Annotated in this window: 17 protein-coding genes; 14 read left to right on the top strand and 3 right to left on the bottom strand. The window is 75.7% G+C overall.

Features of this window, described 5'->3' with window-relative positions; genetic code table 11:
- Positions 1-10 precede the first annotated feature (10 nt).
- The 13 genes from ACIQI7_RS24950 to ACIQI7_RS24890 all read left to right on the top strand — a co-directional run bounded on the left by ACIQI7_RS24950 (position 11) and on the right by ACIQI7_RS24890 (position 14,568).
- Positions 11-877: a hypothetical protein gene (locus ACIQI7_RS24950; protein WP_401113427.1), complete on the top strand. Its 867-nt coding sequence runs from the start codon at positions 11-13 to the stop codon at positions 875-877.
- A 137-nt stretch (positions 878-1,014) separates the two neighbouring features.
- A complete protein-coding gene (locus ACIQI7_RS24945) occupies positions 1,015-1,638 on the top strand; it encodes a hypothetical protein (protein WP_401113425.1) in 624 nt (207 codons plus the stop codon).
- A complete protein-coding gene (locus ACIQI7_RS24940) occupies positions 1,632-2,579 on the top strand; it encodes a hypothetical protein (RefSeq protein WP_401113423.1) in 948 nt (315 codons plus the stop codon). The genes ACIQI7_RS24945 and ACIQI7_RS24940 overlap by 7 nt, the downstream gene beginning before the upstream one ends.
- Positions 2,580-2,838: 259 nt before the next feature.
- Positions 2,839-3,609: an SAF domain-containing protein gene (locus ACIQI7_RS24935; RefSeq protein ID WP_401113422.1), complete on the top strand. Its 771-nt coding sequence runs from the start codon at positions 2,839-2,841 to the stop codon at positions 3,607-3,609.
- Entirely contained in the window at positions 3,609-5,063 is a 1,455-nt protein-coding gene (locus ACIQI7_RS24930; RefSeq protein WP_401113420.1) for a hypothetical protein, read from the top strand. The genes ACIQI7_RS24935 and ACIQI7_RS24930 overlap by 1 nt, the downstream gene beginning before the upstream one ends.
- Positions 5,053-6,690, top strand: a complete 1,638-nt coding sequence (locus ACIQI7_RS24925) for an ATPase, T2SS/T4P/T4SS family (RefSeq protein WP_401113418.1) — start codon at positions 5,053-5,055, stop codon at positions 6,688-6,690. Before ACIQI7_RS24930 ends, ACIQI7_RS24925 begins: the two co-directional genes overlap by 11 nt.
- The gene (locus ACIQI7_RS24920) at positions 6,690-7,655 is read left to right on the top strand and encodes a type II secretion system F family protein (protein ID WP_401113417.1); all 966 of its coding nucleotides are present in this window, start codon (positions 6,690-6,692) and stop codon (positions 7,653-7,655) included. Before ACIQI7_RS24925 ends, ACIQI7_RS24920 begins: the two co-directional genes overlap by 1 nt.
- Positions 7,652-8,530: a hypothetical protein gene (locus tag ACIQI7_RS24915; RefSeq protein ID WP_401113415.1), complete on the top strand. Its 879-nt coding sequence runs from the start codon at positions 7,652-7,654 to the stop codon at positions 8,528-8,530. Before ACIQI7_RS24920 ends, ACIQI7_RS24915 begins: the two co-directional genes overlap by 4 nt.
- Positions 8,531-8,675: 145 nt before the next feature.
- Positions 8,676-8,966, top strand: coding sequence for a hypothetical protein (locus ACIQI7_RS24910; RefSeq protein WP_401113413.1), 291 nt, complete (start codon positions 8,676-8,678; stop codon positions 8,964-8,966).
- A gap of 38 nt (positions 8,967-9,004) precedes the next feature.
- Positions 9,005-9,379, top strand: a complete 375-nt coding sequence (locus ACIQI7_RS24905) for a TadE/TadG family type IV pilus assembly protein (protein ID WP_387756716.1) — start codon at positions 9,005-9,007, stop codon at positions 9,377-9,379.
- A 131-nt stretch (positions 9,380-9,510) separates the two neighbouring features.
- Entirely contained in the window at positions 9,511-9,888 is a 378-nt protein-coding gene (locus ACIQI7_RS24900; protein WP_387756715.1) for a pilus assembly protein, read from the top strand.
- Between the two features lie 157 nt (positions 9,889-10,045).
- Positions 10,046-10,495 (top strand): hypothetical protein, encoded by a 450-nt coding sequence (locus tag ACIQI7_RS24895; RefSeq protein ID WP_387756714.1) that lies wholly within the window; start codon positions 10,046-10,048, stop codon positions 10,493-10,495.
- A 137-nt stretch (positions 10,496-10,632) separates the two neighbouring features.
- Complete coding sequence (locus tag ACIQI7_RS24890; RefSeq protein ID WP_401113412.1) at positions 10,633-14,568, top strand: LysM peptidoglycan-binding domain-containing protein; 3,936 nt, start codon at positions 10,633-10,635, stop codon at positions 14,566-14,568.
- A gap of 203 nt (positions 14,569-14,771) precedes the next feature.
- Here the strand turns inward: ACIQI7_RS24890 and ACIQI7_RS24885 are convergent, their stop codons facing one another.
- Positions 14,772-15,311 carry an HAD domain-containing protein gene (locus ACIQI7_RS24885; protein ID WP_401113410.1) on the bottom strand — a complete coding sequence of 180 codons (540 nt, stop codon included), beginning with the start codon at positions 15,309-15,311 and terminating at the stop codon, positions 14,772-14,774.
- Between the two features lie 463 nt (positions 15,312-15,774).
- Here ACIQI7_RS24885 and ACIQI7_RS24880 point away from each other — a divergent pair, with 463 nt between their 5' ends.
- The gene (locus ACIQI7_RS24880; protein WP_401113409.1) at positions 15,775-17,979 is read left to right on the top strand and encodes a hypothetical protein; all 2,205 of its coding nucleotides are present in this window, start codon (positions 15,775-15,777) and stop codon (positions 17,977-17,979) included.
- A gap of 174 nt (positions 17,980-18,153) precedes the next feature.
- Here ACIQI7_RS24880 and ACIQI7_RS24875 read toward each other — a convergent pair whose 3' ends face one another.
- Both ACIQI7_RS24875 and fabG read right to left on the bottom strand, forming a co-directional pair.
- Positions 18,154-19,524 carry a S8 family serine peptidase gene (locus ACIQI7_RS24875; protein WP_401113407.1) on the bottom strand — a complete coding sequence of 457 codons (1,371 nt, stop codon included), beginning with the start codon at positions 19,522-19,524 and terminating at the stop codon, positions 18,154-18,156.
- 209 nt (positions 19,525-19,733) lie between these two features.
- Positions 19,734-20,492 carry a 3-oxoacyl-ACP reductase FabG gene (fabG, locus tag ACIQI7_RS24870; RefSeq protein WP_401113405.1) on the bottom strand — a complete coding sequence of 253 codons (759 nt, stop codon included), beginning with the start codon at positions 20,490-20,492 and terminating at the stop codon, positions 19,734-19,736.
- Positions 20,493-20,577 lie beyond the last annotated feature (85 nt).

Here is a 20,577-nt window from a genome sequence, read left to right as displayed (position 1 = left end):
GGACGGTCGGATGGCGGGCGGGGTCGATCTGGTGGTGATCGGGGCGGACGGCGGGCCCGACCGGGCCTTCGGGGGCGCGGCGCTCGCACCGGAGGGCGCCCGGTTGCTCGCCGACGTGCTGCCCGGGATGTGCTTCGACACCGGCGCGGCCGGCTGCCGGGTCACCACGGTGGCGCCGGACGCGGACGCCAACGCGATGCTGACCGCCGTCCGGGACGCCGCCCAGCACCCGGGCCGCTGGCTGCTGGTCTGCCTGGTCGGCCAGTTGGTGGCCGACCCGCGCGGGCGCCGGCTGGCCCTGGTCACCGCCGGCAGCACCGCCGACAACGCCTACCGCCGGGGCCTGGCCTGGGACTGGGTGGTCAGCGCGATGGTGCACGGGGACCAGGAGGAGGCGCTGCTGCTGGTCGACGCGGTGGCCGACCGGGACACCTGGGCGGCGCTGGAGCGCGGCGAGGACGGCGCGGGCGAACTGCTGAGCTACTCGAGGGTCCCGCTCTGGGGCCGGATAGGCCGCTACGCCCCGGGCAGCCGCTACGCCCCCGGCAGACGCGGCCGGGACGCCGTACGGCCGGGCGGGGAGGGGTCGTTCAGCCGGGCCCTGACCACCGTCCTGCGCCAGGGCGTCCCGGGTGCCCCGGCGGCCGTCGCCCCGCTCGATCTCCAGCCGGCCGTGGCCGCGCTGACGGACGGTGGAGAACCGGCCGGTAGTTCGGGTGCGCCTGGCGCGCGCCTGCTCGTTCCGCCGCACGCGGGGCGGCTCCTGATGCGTAATCGGGCCGCGGTTCGGGGCGCATTGGCCGGATTGTCGCTTTCCGAGGAACTGTTGGCCGTTCTGTGGCGGGAAAGTGCCCCGACGGAACCGCCTTCCGCGTAAGGTCAGGGGGCCTGAGGTGTTGCCGTGATGGGGTGGGTTGGCGAAGAATCGATCCCCAGCGGAAACACCGGTGGGACGGCGGAATTCTCCTGGCGGCCGTGGATCACGGATCAGGTCGGTCGCAACGAGGTGGGGCCATGCGGCAGCGCGGAAATGTGTTGCGCCCTGGGGCGGTTGGGGTCGGCGGGGCGGTTCTGGTGTTGCTGCTCGGTGCTTGTGCGGGCGGTGGTGCGGGCGGTTCCGTCGATCGGATCGGGTCGGCCGCGCCCACCGTCGCGGGAGTGAACCCGCTAACTCCTTCGAGTGGTTCGGAAAACGGCTCGATCGCGCCGACCAGCGGTCCGGAAGGGGCCATGGCACGACTGGCCCTGAAGGCGTATCAGGACTGGTGGCAGGCTCAGGCGGAGGTCTTCGGGCGGTCGGATTCGGACGGTTACGCACTGGAGCAGTACTCCTCCGGGCGGGCGCTGTCCGACAGCCTGGTCGGCCTCCGGCAACTGCGCGACGCCAAAGTCGTGATGACCGGCACCCCGCGCAATTCCGCGGTGGTCAAGGCCGTCGATCTGAATGCCGATCCGCAGACCGCCGTGATCGAGGACTGCGTCGACCTGTCGGACTGGCACCGCGTCGACGCCGTCACCGGGGCCGCCAAGGATCCCGGATCGCGACTGAACCGGTACGTCGGAACCGCGTCGCTGCGCTGGTTCCAAGCGCATTGGTTGATCCACGACTTCAAACGGGAGGTGGACCGGACGTGCTGAACGCGCGGAAACCGGCCCGGCGAATCGCGATCGCCGTGTCGATGTCGGCCGGGCTGCTGCTGTCCTCGGCGGTGGGTGCGGTCGCGGACGAACCGCCGAGCGGCGGGGCCGAGCAGTGCTACCCGAACGTGATCTGCATAGACGTCAATTCCGGTGGGACGACACCCGTGCCCGGCGGATCGAACCCGGGCGGTGGCGGCGGCTCGGGCACCGGCCCGCAGCTGTGCGGATACCACGGTGTCCCGTGGGCCTGCCACGACCCCCAACTGGGCTGGTTCAACAGCGACAAGGGCTGCTACTTCCGCGCGCTGGACAACCCGCCGCCGGCCGGCGACCCGGCGTGGGACGGCCACGACCCGAAGGACGGCTCGCTCTACACGAAGGTCTGCCCGCAGACCGACGGGGGCCAGGGCGGCGCCGAGATCGTCTTCGAGGCCACCGCGCCGGGCGGGCAGAACGTCAACGCCGAGGCCATGGCCATCCAGCAGGCCTACGACCAGGTCCGGTTCAGGCCGCCGGTGGGCCGTGCCGCGCCCCGGAACACGGCGGTGGTCAACGCCCCGGTCTGGCTCTGGGCCGACGACGCCGCGCTCCCCGCGCCGGGCAGCGCGGCGGTCGCGGGCATCTCGGTCACCGTCACGCCCCGGCTGGTGAAGGCGGACTGGAGCTTCGGCGACCACCTCCAGACCTCCTGCACCACCCCCGGCACGCCGTACGACCCCAAGTACGGCGACGCGAAGTCCCCGGACTGCGGCTACGAGTTCAGGACAAGCTCGGCCCGCGAGAAGAACAGCGTCTTCAGCGCCACCGTGACGATGCACTGGGAGGCCGTCGTGGTGGTCACCGGCGGGCCGAACCCCCGGAAGTTCACCATCCCGGGCATCAACCAGAGCAGCAAGCCCTTCGACCTCAAGGTCGCCGAGATGCAGGTGCTCAACTGAGCGCGGCCGAGCGGGCGCGGCCGACCGGGTGCGCCCGGCCGGCCGATCCCGACTGAACGACCCGGCGCGGGCATCCGCGCACCGACCAGCCGGACGAGCCGGCCGGACGAGCCAGAGACGAACGAGGGAAGGGCGGAACCCGGTGGAGAACCGTACGTTCGCGACGCCGGGATCCGGCACCTCCGCGGGCGCCGCGGCGTCCGCGGCACTCCCGGAGCAGCCGGACCAGGGCGGCCGGGGCAGGGGTCGGGGACGGGCGGTGCCGCACGCGCCCGGGCGGACCATGCGGGCGAGGCGGCGGCGCCCGGCGGTGCTGGCGATGGCGGTCGCGCTGATCGCGGCCGGCGGGCTCGGCGGCGCCGTCCTCTACAACAGCACCGGTCAGCGGGTCGCGGTGCTGGCGCTGGCCCGGGACGTGCCGTGGGGGCAGGTGATCACCGAGGACGACCTGGTGGTCGCCCGGATCGCGGGCGACCCGGTGCTGCGCCCGGTGTCGGCCCAGGACCGGGCGAAGGCGGTCGGCATGCGGGCCGCCACCGACCTCAAGCGCGGCGCGATGCTCACCGGTTCCGACCTCGCGCAGGGCCTGTCCGTGCAGCCCGGGCAGATCGTGGTCGGGGTGTCGGCCAAGCGCAGCCAGCTGCCCGCGAGCCGGCTCCAGCCCGGCGTGCAGCTGGTCATCGTCTTCACCCCCGACAACGGCCGGGCGGACTCGCTGCCCGCCACGGTGATCACCGTCGGCCGGGTGGACACCGACGGCAGCCAGGTGATCGACGTGGCGGTGGGCACGGCGGACGGGCCCCGGCTGGCGCAGTGGGTCGCGAGCGGGCGGATCCAGGTGCTGCTCGCTCCGCGCGGCGCGGCGGCCGGCGGCCCCGGTGGCGGTACCGCTCCGGCCCCGGCGCCGAGCGGGGCGCCCTCGGCCGCCGCCACCAACCCCGGGGCGACCGCGCCGGGCGGCACTCCGGGCGCCGCCACCCCGGGTGGTGCCGCCGCGCCCGGGTCCCCGGCCGCGACGGGCGGCGCCTGATGGCCGTGATCGCGGTGGTCGGCGGCCCGGGCGCACCGGGCGCGACCACCACCGCCCTGGCACTGCTGCTGTCCTGGCCGCTGCCGCCCGGCCGGCGGATCCTGCTGGTCGAGGCCGACCCGGACGGCGGCGCGGTGCTCGCCGGCGCCCTGGAGGGCCGGGTCGAGGCGGTGTACGGGCTGCGCAACCTGGCTGTCGCCGACCGGCGCGGGCTGCTCGCGCAGACCATCTGGGAGCAGCTGATCGACCTCTCGCCCGAGGGCGACGCCGAACGGCTGCTGCTGCCCGGGCTGACCGACCCCACCCAGGCGCCCGGCCTCGCCTACACCTGGGAGCCGCTCGCCGAACTGCTGCACGGCGTGGAACAGCAGGGCTACGACGTCATCGTGGACCTCGGCCGCTCCGGCGCCACCGGCCCCAGCGGGGTGCTCGCCCGCCGCGCCGACGTGGTGGTGGCGACCGTGCGCACCACGCTGCGCGGGCTGAGCTCGGCCCGGCCCCGGCTCGCCGCCCTGGCGGAGGACCTGGCCGCCGCCGGCACGGGCGCGGACGCGCTCGGGCTGCTGCTGGTCGCCGAGGGGCCGTACACCCGGGCGGAGGTCTCCCGCGAGCTCGGCCTGCCGGTGCTCGGGGTGCTGCCGCACGCCACCCGGACGGCGAAGGTGCTCTCCGACGGCGGGGACACCACCGACCGGCGGTTCATCCGCTCGGAGCTGATGCGGACGGCGCGGTCGGCGGCGGACGAGGTGCAGCTGCTGGTCCGCCGCCGGCGCCAGCGGCTCGCACCGGGAGCGGTGCAGGACGCGGCGCCGGCCCAGCTGACGGCGGGCGGCCCGGCGGCGGGGCCGGTCGCGGCGGCGGTGCCGGTGCCTCCCGTCCCGGCGCCTCCGGTGCCGACGGGGCCGGTTCCGGCCGCACCGATACCGGCCCCACCCGTGCCGATGGCGCCGCAGCCGTCGATGCCCGCGCCCGCGCCCGTGGCCGGTCCCGTCCCGTCGCCCGCGCCGGGGCCGTACGGGCAGTCGGCGTACGGGCCGGGCGGGCAACCGGGATACCTCCAGCAGGGGTACGTCCAGCAGGAATACGTCCAGCCGGGGTACGGCCAGTCCGGGTACGGGCCGGGCGGCCAGGGGCAGACCGCGTACCCGCAGGCCGGGTACGGCGCTGCGGCCCACGGCAGGCCGGGCTACGCGGGGACGGCCGAGGGCGAGCCGCCCTCGTACTCCCCGCCGCAGCCCGTACCGCCGGTGATCACCACCGGCCCGGTGGCGCCGTTGGCCGGGCTGGCGCCGCAGCCGGCCGCTCCGGCGCCGTTCCCGGCACACGTCCAGTCCGCCCCGTACGGCGAGCCGGAAGACCAGTACCCGCTCCAGCGGCCAGCGGTGACGGACCGTCAGGACGACGACAGCGGGCCGTACCCGCACAACCCCGGGGAGGTGCTCCGTGCGCGGTAGCCCCCTGCACCAGCGTCCCGCGACCGACCCGGCCGCGCTGCCCTGGGCCGCGCCGGTGTCCGCGCCCGCGCCGGCGACCGGTCCGGTCACCCCGCCGCACGGGTACCAGCCCGGTCCGGTCGCGCCCCAGCCCGGTCCGGCACAGCCCGTCGCGCCGCAGTCCGGCCCGTCCGGCGCGGCCGGGCCCACCGCCGTACCCTCCCAGCTGCCCTCGCTGGACCTGCGCGGCGCCGCCACCCGGCCCGCCGTCGACCCGCAGGTCGCCCGCGAGCTGAAGCGCCAGGTCGCGGCCGAACTGCACCAGCAGATCAGCCGGTTGACCACCGCCTCCGGCTCCGAGCCGGACCGCGCCACCCGCCGCCAGCGCGGCCGGGCGCTGATCGAGGAGGCCGTCGCCCGGTGGTCCGACGCGTACGCGCAGACCCACGGCATCCCGCCCACCCGGGAGCAGGACCGCGCCCTCGCCGAGGCCGTCTTCGACCTGCTGTTCCGGGCCGGCCGGCTCCAGCCCTACCTGGACGACCCGGAGATCGAGAACATCCTGATCAACGGCTGCGACGACGTCTGGGTCTCCAAGGTGCACCAACCCCTGCGCCAGGTACCGCCGGTGGCCGACAGCGACGGCGAACTCGTCGAACTGCTCCAGGACCTGGCCCGCCAGCACGGCGGCGGCGAGCGCAGCCTGTCCACCGCCAGCCCGACCCTCGCGCTGCGCCTGGAGGGCGGCATGCGCCTCCAGGCGCTCACTGAGGTGACGCCCCGCCCGTACGTGGCGATCCGGCGCCACCGGGTGGCCTCCGCGACGCTGCCCGAGATGGTCGAACTCGGCACCCTGGACGCCACCTTGGCCGCCTTCCTGGCCGCCGCGATCCGGGCCCGGAAGAACGTGATGATCACCGGCACCCAGGGCGTCGGCAAGACCAGCCTGCTGCGCGCGATGGCCGCCGAGATCCCGCCGGACGAGCGGATCGGCACCCTGGAGTCGGAGTTCGAGCTCTGGCTGCACACCCTCGGCCACCTGCGCCAGGTCGTCCCGATGGAGGCCCGGGAGGGCAACGGCGAGCGCGTCGAGGGGCGCCCGGCCGGGGAGTTGAGCATCGGCGACCTCATCCCGGCCGCGCTGCGCATGACGCTCTCCCGGATCATCGTCGGGGAGGTCCGCTCCGGCGAGGTCGTCCCGATGCTGCGGGTGATGACCAACGGCGAGGGCGGCTCGATGTGCACACTGCACGCCCGCGGCCCGCACATGGTCGTCGACCGCATCGCCGAACTCTGCCTGGAGTACGGCTCGCACATGACCGACTCGCTCGCCTACCGGCTCACCGCCAACGCCCTGGACCTCATCGTGCACGTCACCATGGTCGACGAGACCGCCGTCGGCGGCCGCCGGCACCGCTTCGTCTCCCACGTCCTGGAGGTCACCGGCCTCGGGGAGAGCGGCCGGCCCGCGCTGAACACCGTCTTCGGCCCCCGGCCGGACCTCGGTGAGCCGCGGGCCGTCCCGCACACCCCGCCGCAGTGCCTGGACGACCTGCGCCGGGCCGGCTTCGACGCCTCGCTGCTCGGTTCCCGGTACGGGAGCTGGACCACCCCGCTCCAGCTGCGGATCGGCGGTGGCGCGCGGTGATGCTGCTCTTCGCCCTGTGCGGGCTGGCGGTCGCGGGCGGCCTGGTCGCCCTGGTGGCCTGGGCCCGCGGCAGCGAGTTCGGCGACGAGGACGGGACGGAGCGGGCGGCCAACCCGCTGGCCGGCCGGGTCCACGTGTTCTGGTACGGCGCCCCCGGGACGGCCGGGCACCGGATGGTGCGGCTGCGCCGCGTCCAGCTGCCGATCGCACTCGCCGGCGCGCCGCTGGCCTGGCTGTTCACCGGCATCCCGCTGACCGCGCTGCTGGTGCCGCTGGCCGTCTTCGGCCTGCCCTGGCTGTTCGACACCACCCGCCCGGACACCCACCGGATCGAGCGGCTGGAGGCGCTCTCCGAGTGGACCCAGCGGATCGCCGACGTGCTGCTGCTCGGCGTCGGCCTCAACCAGGCCATCGTCACCAGCCGACGCACCGCCCCGGCCGCCCTGGAGGACGAGATCGGCGAGCTGGCCGCCCGGCTGCAGGCCCGCTGGCGGCCCGAGGAGGCGCTGCGCGCCTTCGCCGACAGCCTCGCCGACGCCACCGCCGACAAGGTGCTCGCCGCGCTCGTGCTGCGGGCCGGCGACAGCGGCCCCGGCCTGGCCCGCACGCTCTCCGACATGGCCGACTCGGTGCGCGAGGAGGTCCGCCAGCGCCGCGCCATCGAGGCCGACCGGGCCAAGCACCGGACCACCATCCGCTGGCTGGTCGGCATCATCGTGCTGGTCGTCACCGTCGGCTCCTTCAACACCGAGTACACCCGGCCGTACGGGACCTTCCTCGGCCAGGTGGTGCTCGCCGTGGTCGCCGCCCTGTTCGTGGCGATCATCGCCTGGATGCGGGCACTGGCATCCCACCCGCCGGTGCCCCGGCTGTTGACGCCGGACCGGCGCAGCAGGAGCGGGCGGCGCACCACCGCCGCGGCGACCGAGCCGGAGCCGGCCGAGCAGCTCGGGGAGGTCCGGTGATCTCCCCCTGGTCCGTGCTGGCCGGCGCCGTCGCGGCCGGCGGCCTCGCCCTGCTGGTCGCCGAACTGCGGCCGGCGCCACCGGACCTGCGCCAGGCGCTGGACCGGCTGCACGCCACCCCCGCCGACCGCGAGCAGGACCCGGACGAGCGGCCCCGCTGGTACGACCGGATCGGCGAGCGGTCCGTCCACCTGCGCGGGGTCTCCGTCCCGCGCCGCGAACTCGCCCTGATCGGCCGCACCCCGGCCCGGTTCATGGTGCACAAGCTGCTGTTCGCCGCCCTGGGCCTGGTGCTGCCCGCCTACCTGGGCGCGATGGCCGTGCTGATGGACGTCGGCCTGCCGTTCGCGCTGCCGCTGGTCGCCGGGCCGCTGCTGGCCGGACTGCTCTGGTTCGTCCCCGACGCCGTCGTGCGCGGCGAGGCCAAGGAGGCGCGCACCGAGTACCTGCACGGCATCGCCGCCTACCTGGAACTCGTCGCGATGGAGCGGGCCGCCGACTGCGGCCCCGCCGAGGCGCTGCGCCGGGCCGCCGCGGTCGGGCAGGGCGCGGTGTTCCGGCGGATCCGCGACGCCCTGGAGCGCGCGGCCACCGACCGCCTCCCGCCGTGGGCCGGACTCGACGCGCTGGCGGAGGAGTTGGGGCTCAGCCCGCTCCAGGACGTGGCCGACATCATGCGGCTGTCCGGCACCGACGGCGCCGCCGTGTACGACACCCTGCGGGCCCGCGCCAAGGGCCTGCGCGGGGAACTGCTCGCCGAGGACCTCGCCCGGGCGAACGCCGACAGCGAGCGGATGGTCGCACCCGGGGCCGCACTGACCCTGCTGATGACCGTCCTGATCGTCTTCCCCGCCCTGCACCAGATGCTCAACTGACCGCGATCCCGGAGTGCTCACCGCCACCCCTGCCCCGTACCAGCAAGATCCGCAAGACCCGCAAGACCTGCAAGCCCCGTCGGCCCCGTCCGGAGCAGTCGGCGCCACCACCACACCACACCGCCAGATCCCCCGGGAGACCCCGATGACCGTACGACTCGCCCAGCTGGCAGGCCGGGTGCTGCGCCCCGTCCTGCTACCGGTCCAGTTCGCGCTCCTGCTGTTCACCCTGCGGCTCGGCCGGCTGCGGGCCGCCCGCGCGCGCGGCGACCGCGGCGCGATCAGCATCGAACTCGCCCTCGCCATCATCGCGTTGGTCTTCGTCGCGGGCGCCGTGGCGACCGCGCTCTACCTGCTGAAGGACAAGGTCGTCCAGAAGGTCGAGCAGGACCCGAACATGCCGGGCGGCGCGGGCGCGGGCGGCGCCACCAAGTGATGCGTCCTGCTCTCCGCCGCAGGGGCGACCGGGGGTCGATGAGCGTGAGCCTCGCCATCGTCTTCCCGGTCGTCCTGCTGCTCGTGCTGCTCGTCGTCCAGGCCGCGCTGTGGTGGTACGACCGCCAGGTCGCCCTCACCGCGGCCCGCGAGGGCGTGGACGCCGGACGGGTGCAGGGCAGCGCGACGGACGGCGAGAAGAACGAGGCGGCCCAGCGGCAGGCCCGCGACTTCCTCGACCGGCAGGGCGTGCACGGGTACACGGTGCGGACCGACGGCAGCACGGCGGAGACCGTCCGGGTCACCGTGCAGCTGTCCCCGCCGCTGCTGATACCCGGGCTCAGGGCGCCCGCCATCACCCAGTTCGCCGAGGCGCCGCGGGAGCACTTCGTACCGCCGGCGGTGAAGCCGTGAGCGGCGCGCGGCCCGGGTCGCGGAACCGGTCGCGGCCCGGGCTTCGGCTCCGGTCGCGGCTCGGGCCCCGGCTCGGGTTCCGGCGGCGCCGGCGGGACCGGGGCGGGATCGCGATCGAGGCGGCGATCGTCGTGCCGGGGGTGGTCGGACTGGTCCTGGTGGCCATCGCCGCCGGGCGGGTGCAGACCACGGCCGGCACCGTGGAGGCCGCCGCCCGGGCCGGGGCCCGGACCGCCTCCCTGCAGCGCAGCGTGGACGGGATGGACCAGCCGGCCAGGGACTCCGCCCTCGCGATCCTGCGGCAGCAGGGCGTGTCCTGCCGGAACGGGGACGTCCGGGTCGGCAGGGGGGAGCTGAACCTGCCGGACGGACCGGTCACCACCGTCACGGTGACGGTGGTCTGCGACGTCGAACTGGCCGACCTGCTGGGCGGACCGTCCGGCGTACCCGTGACGAAGCACCTCGTCGGCGAGTTCACCTCGGTGGTGGACCGCTACCGGGGCACATGACAGCGCGCGGCGCCGTCGCCGGCAGACGGGGATTGGAGACGGCCCGTGCGGGGGAGACGCAAGCGGAGAGCGCTCGGGGGATGACGCAGCGGTACCGAGTGGCGCCCGGTGGGGCCGGTGGGGAGTTCAGCGTGCGAAGTGGGGGGAGGGGACGGGAGTGGTGAGCCGTCTGCGGCGGCGGCTGCCGGCGCGCCGGTCCGACCGGGGCGCGGTGGCCCTGTTCGTGGCGATCTGCGCGGCCTACGTCGTGCTCGTCATCGCCCTGGTGATCGACGCGGGCGGCCGGCTGCGGGTCGCCGAGCGGACCGACGCCTACGCCCTGGAGGCCGCGCGGGTCGGCGGCCAGCAGCTCGACCGGGCGGCCGTCCTGCAGGGCAAGGGCTTCAAGGTCCAGGAGAAGTACGTCCGGGACGCCGCCGACGCCTACCTGGGCCTGTACGGCCTGCGGGCCGGCGGCATCGAGTTCTCCGGCGACGGCAGGGTCGTCACCGTCACCGTGCAGGCCGACTACCGCCCGGTCCTGCTGGGCGCCCTCGGGGAACGGAAGGTAACGGGCAAGGGCAGTGCGACCCTCGTCCACGGAGTCGAGAAAGCGGAGACCGACTGATGGCCGCGCCACGTGCCAAGGACCAGGCCCGTACCGCCCAGGCCCGTACCGGCCGGGCCGGGACGTCCCATCGCGCCGGCGGCGCCCGAGGGCCCGCCGCCCCGGCGCCCCGACCACCCCGGGGACGCGGTCGGGCCGTGATCACCGCGCTCGGTGCTCTGGTCACCCTGCTCGTCCTGCTGTTCGGCGTCCCCGCGCTGCTGCTGTACGGCACCGACGCGGTCGCCGGGATGGGCGGGGTCGCCTCGGGCGGGGTGGGCGAGGCGCTCACCAGCCCGGACGACGGAAGCCTGTTCCTGTGGGCGCTGGTGGTGGTCGGCTGGATCGCCTGGGCCTGCTTCGCGCTCTCCGTCCTGCTGGAGGTCCCCGCCCAGCTGCGCGGCCGGATCGCCCGCCGCATCCCGGCCTTCGGCTGGAGCCAGCGGCTCGCGGCCGGGCTGGTCGGCTCGGTGCTCGCGCTGCTGCCGGTGGCCGGCTCGGCCTTCGCGGCCGTCCCCGAACCGGCTCAGCGCCCGGCCGTCCAGGCGCAGTTGACACCCGGCGTGCAGCGCGCCGCACTGCCCGCCGCGCAGGCCGCGCCGGCCCTGACCCCGGCCGCCGAGCAGCAGACCACGTACACGGTGCGGGACGCTCGCCCGGCCGACAGCCTGTGGTCCATCGCCGAGCGCCAACTGGGCTCGGGGGAGCGCTGGGTGGAGATCGCCAAGCTCAACGAGGGCCGGACGATGGGCGATTCGGGCGTCCGCTTCGACGCCGAGCGGCCGATCCAGCCGGGCTGGGAGCTGCTGATGCCGGCGGACGCCAAGCCGGACGAGGCGAGGACTCCGGCGCCGGCCCCCGGTCCTTCGGGGGACGCGGCGCAGGACGCGCCGCAGGGGGCGCCGCAGGCCGGTTCCGGCGGTGCGGGTGGCGCCGGCGGACCGGGCGATGCGGGTGGTTCCGGTGGACAGCGGACCGTCACCGTCCAGGCCGGGGACAGCCTGTCGGCCATCGCCCAGCGGGAGTTGGGCGACGGGGAGCAGTGGCCGCAGCTGTTCGAGGCGAACAAGGGGGTGCAGGCCCCGGACGGGGAGCGGCTGACCGATCCGGACGTGGTGGTGCCGGGGATGGTGCTCGCGGTGCCGGGGGCGGGGGGTGCCGCTCCGGCGCCGGCCGACCAGGCTCCTGCGCCTGCGCCCGAGCCTGCGCCCGCGCCTGCTCCGGCGCCCGCGCCGGCTCCCGCCGACCAGGCCCCGGCGCCTGCGCCGGGTGCTCCCACGCAGGGTGCGCCGCAGTCGGCCCCGGCGCCCGCGTCCGCCCACGCGCCCGCCCCCGCCGCGCACGCCGATCAGGCTCCCAGCGACGACTACACCGTCGCCCTCTCCGCCTCCACCGTCGGCGTGCTGCTCGCCGCCGTCATGGTCGGCACCGTCGCCCACAAGCGCGGCACCCAGCAGCGTGCCCGCCGCCCCCGGCACCGCATCGCGATGCCCGGCGCCGAGGCCGCCGCCTTCGAGAACGAGCTGATGGCCCGGCAGGACCAGGCCGGACTGGACCTGCTGGACCGCGCCCTGCGCACCCTGGCCCGCAACACCGTGCGCGGTGGCAAGCGGCTGCCCGCCATCGTCGCCGCCCGGATCACCCAGGGTCAGACCGTCGAGCTGCACCTGTCCGGCCCGGCCACCCCGATCGCGCCGTTCCGCGCCGCGCACGCCGCCAACGTGTGGTGGTGCAGCGCCGACTCGGGCGACCTGCTCAGCCCCGCCCAGGCCCGGAAGACCGCCGCGCCGTACCCCGCGCTGGTCACCCTCGGCACCTCGCCGGACGGCTCGGTGGTCCTCGCCGACCTGGAGGCCGTCCGGCTGCTCCACCTGTCCGGCCACCCGGACGACGCCCGCGACGTGCTGCGCACCCTGGCCATCGAACTGGCCCACAGCCCGCTCGCCGACCGGCTCCACCTGCACCTGGTCGACCTCGCCGAGGAGGTGCCGATCAGCGGCCCGGCCGCCGAACGCGTGCACCGCCACCCCACCCTGGAGGCCGCGCTCGCCGCCCTCGGCCCGCGCACCGCCAAGGCCCGCGCCACCCTGGTCGCCGCCGAGGCCACCAGCCCGCGCGAGGCCCGCAGCCGGGGCCAGGCCGACGAGTCCTGGACGCCCGAGATCGTGCTCTGCGCCCACCAGCCCGGCGGGGACGTCCCGGCCGAGCTCGGGCGTCTGCTCGACGCCCGGCCACGCACCTGCGTCGCCGTCGTCACCCGTGCCCCCGAGCGCGGCACCGGCCCGGTCGCCCGCTGGACGCTGCCGACCTCCGGTCAGGCCGCGATCCCGGGCCTGCACCTCACGGTCGAGCTGCAGCGGCTCAGCGGGCAGCAGTACGACCAGGTCGCCGAGCTGCTGCGGGTCGCCGACGACACCACCCAGCACCCGGCCCCGGCCTGGACGCTGGACGGGCCGGAGGACGACACCGACACCACCGAACTGCCCGCCGCGGTACCGGTGCTGGCCGGCGTCGGGGCTCCGGTCGCCGTCGGCGCCTCGGTCGGCGGCGAGTCGGTGGGTGGTACGGCGGTGGGTGGCAAGCCGGTCGCCGGGGCCCTGACCAGCGGGGCGGAGGAGGGTGCGGAATCGGCAGCCGGTCCCCGGCTGCTCGCCCGGGTCATCGGCACCGGGGCCAGCCCGTTCGCGGGAACCGATCCGGTGACGCCTGCTCCGACTCCCGCCGCCCTGCCGCCCGCGGCTTCGGCCTCGGCTCCGGCTCCGGTTCCCGTACCGGCTCCTGTGCCGGCTCCGGTTCCGGCCGGTCCGGCGCGGTTCGTCGTCAACGGGCAGGGGCGGCAGGCGGCCACCGACGAGACCACCCGGGACCTGCGGCGGCCCGGCCTGCCGGAGGGCGAGGGGGCGGAGGAGTCGGGGGACGCCTCCTCGGAGTCCACGGCGACGGTCGTGCTCGCCGTCCAGCCGGTCGTGCCGCAGCCCGTCGCCCCGCAGCCCGTCGTGGCGGAGCCGGTGGGGGAGCAGCCGGCGGGGTCGAAGACGGTCGAGGAGACGGAACCGCCGGTCGAGCCCGTTCCGGAGGCCGCTCCCGCGTCCGCCGCCGCTCTCGGGACCGGGCCGGCCGGGGTCGCGGAGACCGTCGGGACCGAGGGTTCCGCGGCAGCCGCGAGGACCGCGGATTCCACGGAGAGCGCGGGCGCCGCCGTTGTGGAGGGGCCCGAGCCCGTCGGCGAGCCCGGCCCCGCCGCGGTCGCCGCGGCCGCCCGGACCGCGACCGGGCGCAGCGACAGCGACGACCTGCTCGCCATCCTCCGCTCCCCGGAGGCGCACGCCCAGCGCAACGCCCCCCGGATCCGGTTGCTCGGTCCGGTGGACGTCGCGGGGGTCCTCGGCACCGCCGATCCCGGCGCGCTGCCCCGGCTCACCGAGCTGGCCGTCTACCTGGCGCTGAGGCCGGGTTCCGACCACCTCGCGCTCGACCACGACCTGCACCCCGGCGCGGCGCACCTCGACCCGCACCCCACCTCGGCCGACGCCGAGAGCCCGCTGCCCGCCAAACTCGCCGATCTGGCCGCCTGGTTCGGGACCTCGGCGGAGGGCCGCGCCTTCCTGCCCACCGAGGGCACCGAGGGCTACTCCTTCGCCCCGGCGGTCACCTGCGACTGGGACGAGTTCCGCAGCCTCTACCGGCGCGGCATGCGCAGCACCAGTGCCACCGCCGACGCGGCCCTCGCCCACGCCCTGGCCCTGGTCCGCGGCGCGCCGTTCGCCGAGGCCCCGCCGGCCTCGTACGGCTGGGCGGAGGCCGAGCGGCAGGACATGATCGCGGCGATCGTCGACACGGCCCACGAACTGGCCGCCCGCCGCCTGCAGTACGGCGACCACCGCAGCGCCGAGGCCGCCGTCTTCCGCGGCCTCGCCGTCGCCCCGGACGTCGAGCTGCTGCACCGGGACCTCTTCTACGCCTACGCCTCGGCCGGCGCCCGGGACCAACTCCTGCGCGCCGTCAACCGGTTGGACGCGCTCAGCCGGCGCACCGGGCGGGACCTGGACGCGGACACCGTCGCCCTGCTGCGGGACCTGCTCGCGGGTTCCTGACGCGGTTCTCCGACGGCCCGGTCACTCCTGCGGGGGTGGCCGGGCCGTCGTGTTGACGGGGCCGGCGGGCCGACGGCGGATGTGGCGGCCGTGTGGGAGTTCCGTACGGATGCGGTCGGCGGGTCGGCGGGTCGGCGGGTCGGCGGGTCGCCGGGCGGCGGGCGGCGGGCGGCGGGCGGCGGGAGCCGGTGGCCGGGGGCCGGTCAGGGCGTGCGCAGCCAGGCGTCCAGGACGGTGAAGTCCGCCTCGGTGAGCCCGCGTCGGGGGTCCACCCGGTGGAGCAGGGCGCGCGCGGAGGAGTGGGCGGCGACCCAGCGGCGGTCGGTGTCGGAGATCTCGTCGTCCACCCAGGCGAACGGCCGCCCGCCAGCCCAGGCGACCAGCGTCCGGGTCTTCCAGTGCAGGCCGTACGGCTCCACCCCGGCGCTGGTGGCGCTTGTGGTGTCCGGGGTGTCCACCGGCCAGCCCACGACGGGTAGTCGGGGCAGGCCGAGCCAGGGCGCGAGGCACTCGTTGGCGTCCTCCAGCCAGGTGCTGGCCCACACCGGATCGCCCGGCAGGCTCAGCAGCCGCGGCCCCAACTCCGGGTCCACCCGGGCGATCAGGGGATTCCCGCCCGGGGTCGCTCCGGGCGGGAGGTAGGGGCTGCGGAAGGTGGGGTAGCCGCCCGGAGGCGGGGCGCCGAACGGGATCAGCGGGCCGTCCACGTCCAGGAACAGCAAGGGGCGGCCGGTGTCGGTCACAACGGCACCTTAGCGGGGCCGGGCGAGCCGGGTGGTGCGGATGGGGGGTGTCGATCGGCCACCCGGCCTGGAACGGGTGAGCCGGGATCTCGTAGGGTGGCGCGCACGGAGTGTGGTGGCAGGCACCACGCAGTCAAGGGCATCAGACGCCGCGGGAGCGGCGGGGCGGGGCGGTGACCAGGAGATGACGGAGACGACAGCGGTTTCCGGAGGTCCCGACCCGGCGGCGGACTCGGGTCCCTGGGACGCCGTACCGCCGCCCCCGCGCCTCCCGGCCGAGGAGCACCCGCCCGGGCCCGCCGCGCTGTACGAGCCGCCGCCGGCGCCTCCGCTCGCTCCCGCTCCCGTGCCCGTCACCGCTCCTGTGCCGGGTGCCGCTTCCGGTACGGATGGCGCGCCGGGTGCCGCTTCGAGTGTCGCGCCGGCGGCCGGGTCGGGCACGCAAGGGGGAGTGCAGGGAGGCATGCCGCCGGTCGGGCAGGCGCCCACGTCACCGCCCGCGCCCCCGGTCGCGCCGCCCGTTCCGCCCACCGGATGGACCCTCACCGGGCTGCCCGCCGCCGGGGCCGCGTCCGCGGCGACCCCGCCGCCGTTCCCGGTCCCGAGCGCGGCGCCGGTTGCCGCCGCCGTCGGAGCGGGCGGGCTCGGTGCCGCGCCGCGCGGACGGATCCTGGTGATCGAGGGCGGGTACGGCAACTCCGGCCGCCGTACCTGGGGCCGTGGAGGACCGACCCAGGCGCCGGTCCTCTCGGCGATGCTCGCCGCCGTCTCGCCGCAGGTGCTGCTCGCCGCGGACGCGGTGGACGCCGTCCACCTCCCCGGCGCCGGTGACCCGCACACCGTCCTCGCCCACCTGCGCGCCGCCTCCCGGCACCCCGGACCGCTGCTGATCCACCTGGGCGGCCACGTCGTCGCCGACAAGCGCGGCGGGCAGCTCCAGCTGACCCTGCGCGACGCCAAGCAGGACGGCCTCCCCTGGCACGCCATCGCCGCCGAGCTGAGCCACCGTCCGGCCGAGTGGCAGACCCTCGTCATCGCCGACCTGAGCGCCGACCAGAACGCCTGGCCGTACCTCCAGGGCACCGTCTCGCCGCTCAGCGAGGGCATCCCGCTGTGGGCGGTGGTCAGCCCGGACCCGGAGCAGATCGGCACCTTCACCCGCGCCCTGATCGAGGCGCTGCACGGCGGCCGGCCCGGCGCGGGCGAGGTGCTCGCGCCCGAGCAGCTGCGGCAGCAGGTGTACTCGGTGCTGCGGCCGGACGTGGTCATCCTGGCCACACACGCCCCGGACCGCCCGGTCTTCCGCAACACCGCCCGTCGCGGCGAGGGACTGCCGGCCGAGGTGCCGACTCCGGTGCCGCCGCTGCCGCGTTCGACGGAGCCGCGGGACGCCGTCCCCGAGCGGCCGGTGCCGGACCCGGCCGGGGTGCCCGTGTGGCCCTCCGAGACCACCGGGACCGCCGGGTCCCCGGTCGCCACGGGCGGTCGGGTCAGCCTGGCCAAGCCGGGTGTGCCGCCCACTCCGCCGCGCCCGGCCCGCCCGGTCAGCCTCGTGAAGGCGGGCGGCACCGTCGAGACGCCGGGCGTGACCCTGCGCAAGCCCGTCCCGGCCGATGCCGCGCCCCAGGACAGCGCGCGCCCGGCGGGCGTCACGCTCCTCAAGTCCCGGCCGGAGCCGGTGGACGACGCCGTCACCGGGCCCGAACTCCCGCAGGAGGAGGCGGCCTTGGCCGCCGAGGCCGAGCCCGAGGCGGAGGCTGCGGCTGCCGAGGAGGCGGTCGAGGAGGTCGCCGCGGCTGCCGAGGAGGTCGCCGAGGCGGAGGCGGAGGGGGCGAGCGAGGGCGCGCCCGAGGAGGTCGCCGAGGAGGTCGCCGAGGAGGCGCCGGAGGCCGTGGAGGTGCCCGAGGCGGCGGAGGAGCCCGGGGACGCGGTCCTGGCGGAGGACGTGTCGGCGGACGAGCTGCCCGCCGAGGAGCCGTCGGCCGACGAGGCGCCGGCCGGCGTCCAGGAGCCCGCCGACGTGGCTCCGGTCGACGAGGTGCCTGCTGACGAGGTGCCGGCCCAGGCGGTACCGGCCGAGGCGGTACCGGTCGAGGCGGTACCGGCCGACGCCGTGCCGCAGGACGAACTCCCGGCCGACGAGGTGGCCGCCGAGGAGCCGCCCGCGCCGACCGATGCTCCTACCGACACCTCGGCCGAGCCCCCGGCCGACGAGGCCGCTGCGGCCGGCCGGCCCCGGGCGGACTACCGCGAGGTCATCGGACGGATCGTCCGCAGCGCCGAGGCCGGGGACCACGCCGCCGCCACCGACCTGGCCTTCGCCCTCGAACTGGAGGCGATCGCCGAGCACGGCGCCGTCTCCGAGCCGGTGCTGCAGGTCCGGCAGGTCCGGGCGCACGTCTGCCGGCTCGCGGGCCGGTCGGCCGAGGCCGCGGACATCTACCGCGAGGTGGCGCTGACGCTGCTCCGCTCGCAGGGCCCGGAGCACCCGGAAACCCAGCGGGCGGCCACCAACGCCGAGGCCTGCTGGCGTGCGATCGGCGACCGCGCGGAGGCCATCCGGATCGCCCCCGAGATCATCGAGCTGCGTGCCTACCTTCCGGGCCCTGACGGCCGCAAGCTCCGCGCCGCCGAGCGCTACCTCGCCCAGCTGGCCGCCACCAGCTGACCGCCGACCACCACCAGCTGACCGCCGACCGCCGACCGTCAGCTGACGGCTGACGGTCGGCGGCGAACAGCGAACAGCAGACAGAAAACAGCGAACAGCTGACAGATTTCAAAATCTGTCAGCTGTTCGCTGTCAGCGGTTACCCGTCACCCGCCGCCCCGGCGGTTCGCCCGCTCAGCGACCGGCGACCGCGTGCACGAACTTCGCCCCGTCGATGGTGCCCAGGCCGCTGGCGAGGTCGTAGCCCTCGGTGGCGTTGTAGCCGGTGACGCCTTCCCAGCTGTTGTCGCCCTGCTTCACGTCCACGATGCCGCTCCACTTGCCCGGCAGCAGGTTCAGCCCGTACAGGCGCCAGTTGAGCTGGCCGAGGCGGTGGCCGGCGAGCTGGTCGGCGAGCGCGACGACGCCCGAGAACAGCGGGGTGGCCTCGCTGGTGCCGCCGGTGAGGTGCCAGCCGACCGAGGTCGGGTCGTAGGACTCGTAGGTCCAGGCGGCGCCGTCCACGGCCGCGCTCATGCTGATGTCCGGGGTGCCGCGGTGGTTGCCGGTGACGTTGGCAACGCCGGCCTGGTACCACGGGCGCTCGAAGACGCCCGAGACGCCACCGCCGCCGGCACCGGACTTGTCGTGCCACACCTTGTCGGGCGCGGTGCGGTTGCCGGCGTCGTCCAGGGTGAGCTGGGTGCCGCCGATGGAGGTGACCAGCGGGTCCGAGGACGGCCAGGAGTTGACCTTGTACGGGTACAGGTCGGTGCCGTTCTCCTTGGCGTCGGTGGCGCCGTTGTCGCCGGAGGCGGCGAGCACGGTGACGTTGTGGTCGGCGGCGGCCTGGAAGGCGTACCGCAGGTCGGTGAGCGACTTGAAGTCGCCCTTGTCGAAGCCCGGGAAGGTGTTCTCGGTGGCACCGAAGCTCTGCGAGATGACGTCGGCCCGGCCCTGCTTGATGAGGCTCTTCTCGGCGTCCATCATCTCGGGCAGGCCGGTGGTGCCCTCGGTCTCGGCGACACCGGTCTCGACCAGGATGATGTGCGCGTCGGGGGCGACCGCGTGGGCGTACTCGACGTCCAGGGTGGTCTCGCCGGCCCAGCCGGTGTGGTCGGGGTTCTTCGGGTCGAAGTCGGGGACGTTGCCCCACTTGACCACCTCGACGTTGGTGTCCGGGATGCCCCACTGCTTGTCGAAGACCTCCAGGTCGTGCTGGATGGTCGGCGAGCCGAAGGAGTCGACGATGACGATCGTGCGGCCCTTGCCGGTGATGCCCTCCTGGTACAGCGGGTCCAGGTTGTAGGCGGTCCGGTACTGGAGCGGCGAGTAGCAGTGGATGCCGAGCTGGCTGACGCACTGGGCGGTGCTCAGCGGGGCGACGCGGCCCTGGGCGTTGTGGTGCCCGAAGGAGGCGGGGCGGACGTGGACGCCCGCGAGGTCGTGCGCGGGGGCGGCGATCGCGGTGCCGGCGGCCGGGACGGCGACGGTGCCGGCCGTGAGGGCGGTGGCCCCCACGGCGAGCAGGGCCAGGGCGCGGCGGAGGGTGGCGGGGCTGCCCATGGGGCTCCTTGGGGCGCAGGGCCCGACCTGGTTCGGTCGGGTCGGTCCGGCCATCCCATCGAGAGCCGCATGATCATGCCATAGTCATTTGGTGGGGTCGTGTGATCATGGTTATGGTCAGGCTCGGCCACGCGAAAAGGTAAAGGTCGCCCCAGGGGAAGGTAACCCCCCACCTGGGACGACCCGGTGACGGTGCGTCAGGAAAGCGTCTAGCGCGCCCCGCCGTTGACGTACAGCGTCTGCCCGCTGACGTAGGACGCCTCCTCGCTGGCCAGGAAGGCGACGACCGAGGCGACCTCCTCCGGCTGCCCGACCCGGCGCAGCGGCGTCCGGGCGGCGACCTCGGCCTGGTGCTCCTCGGCGTTGCTGCCGACCCGCTCGGCGGTGGCCGCGGTCATCGCGGTGGCGATGTACCCGGGGGCGACGGCGTTGACGTTGATGTTGAACGGCCCGAGCTCGATCGCCAGGGTCGCGGTGAGGCCCTGGATGCCGGCCTTCGCGGCCGCGTAGTTGGCCTGGCCCCGGTTGCCGAGGGCCGAGCGCGAGCTGAGCGAGACGATCTTCCCGTACTTCTGCGCGACCATGTACTTCTGCGCCACGTGGCTGCAGTTGTACGCGCTGGTCAGGTTGACCGTCAGCACCGCGTCCCAGTCGGACTTCGGCATCCTGAAGAACAGGTTGTCCCGGGTGATCCCGGCGTTGTTGACCAGAATGTGCACCCCGCCCAGGTCCTCCGCGACCTGCGCGAACACCGCCTCCACGGCGTCGTAGTCGGCCACGTCGCAGCCGTACGCCCGGGCGGTGCCGCCCTTGGCGGTGATCTCGGCGACCGTCCCGGCCGCCCGCTCGGCGGTGAGGTCGACGACCGCGACCGCCGCGCCCTCCTCCGCCAGCAGACGGGCGGTGGCCGCCCCGATTCCCTGCGCCGCGCCGGTCACCACGGCGACCTTCCCCGCGAACCGCGTCATGTGAACTCCTTGGAAGTTGGATCGAACTGGCGACGACGAGTGGCGGAACACGGCCGACAGCCGACAGCGAACGGATGACGGCTAA

The sequence above is a fragment of the Kitasatospora sp. NPDC092039 genome, assembly GCF_044756065.1.
In the GTDB taxonomy this organism is placed as follows: Bacteria; Actinomycetota; Actinomycetes; order Streptomycetales; family Streptomycetaceae; genus Kitasatospora.
This window is presented reverse-complemented; position numbering and strand designations above follow the sequence as displayed.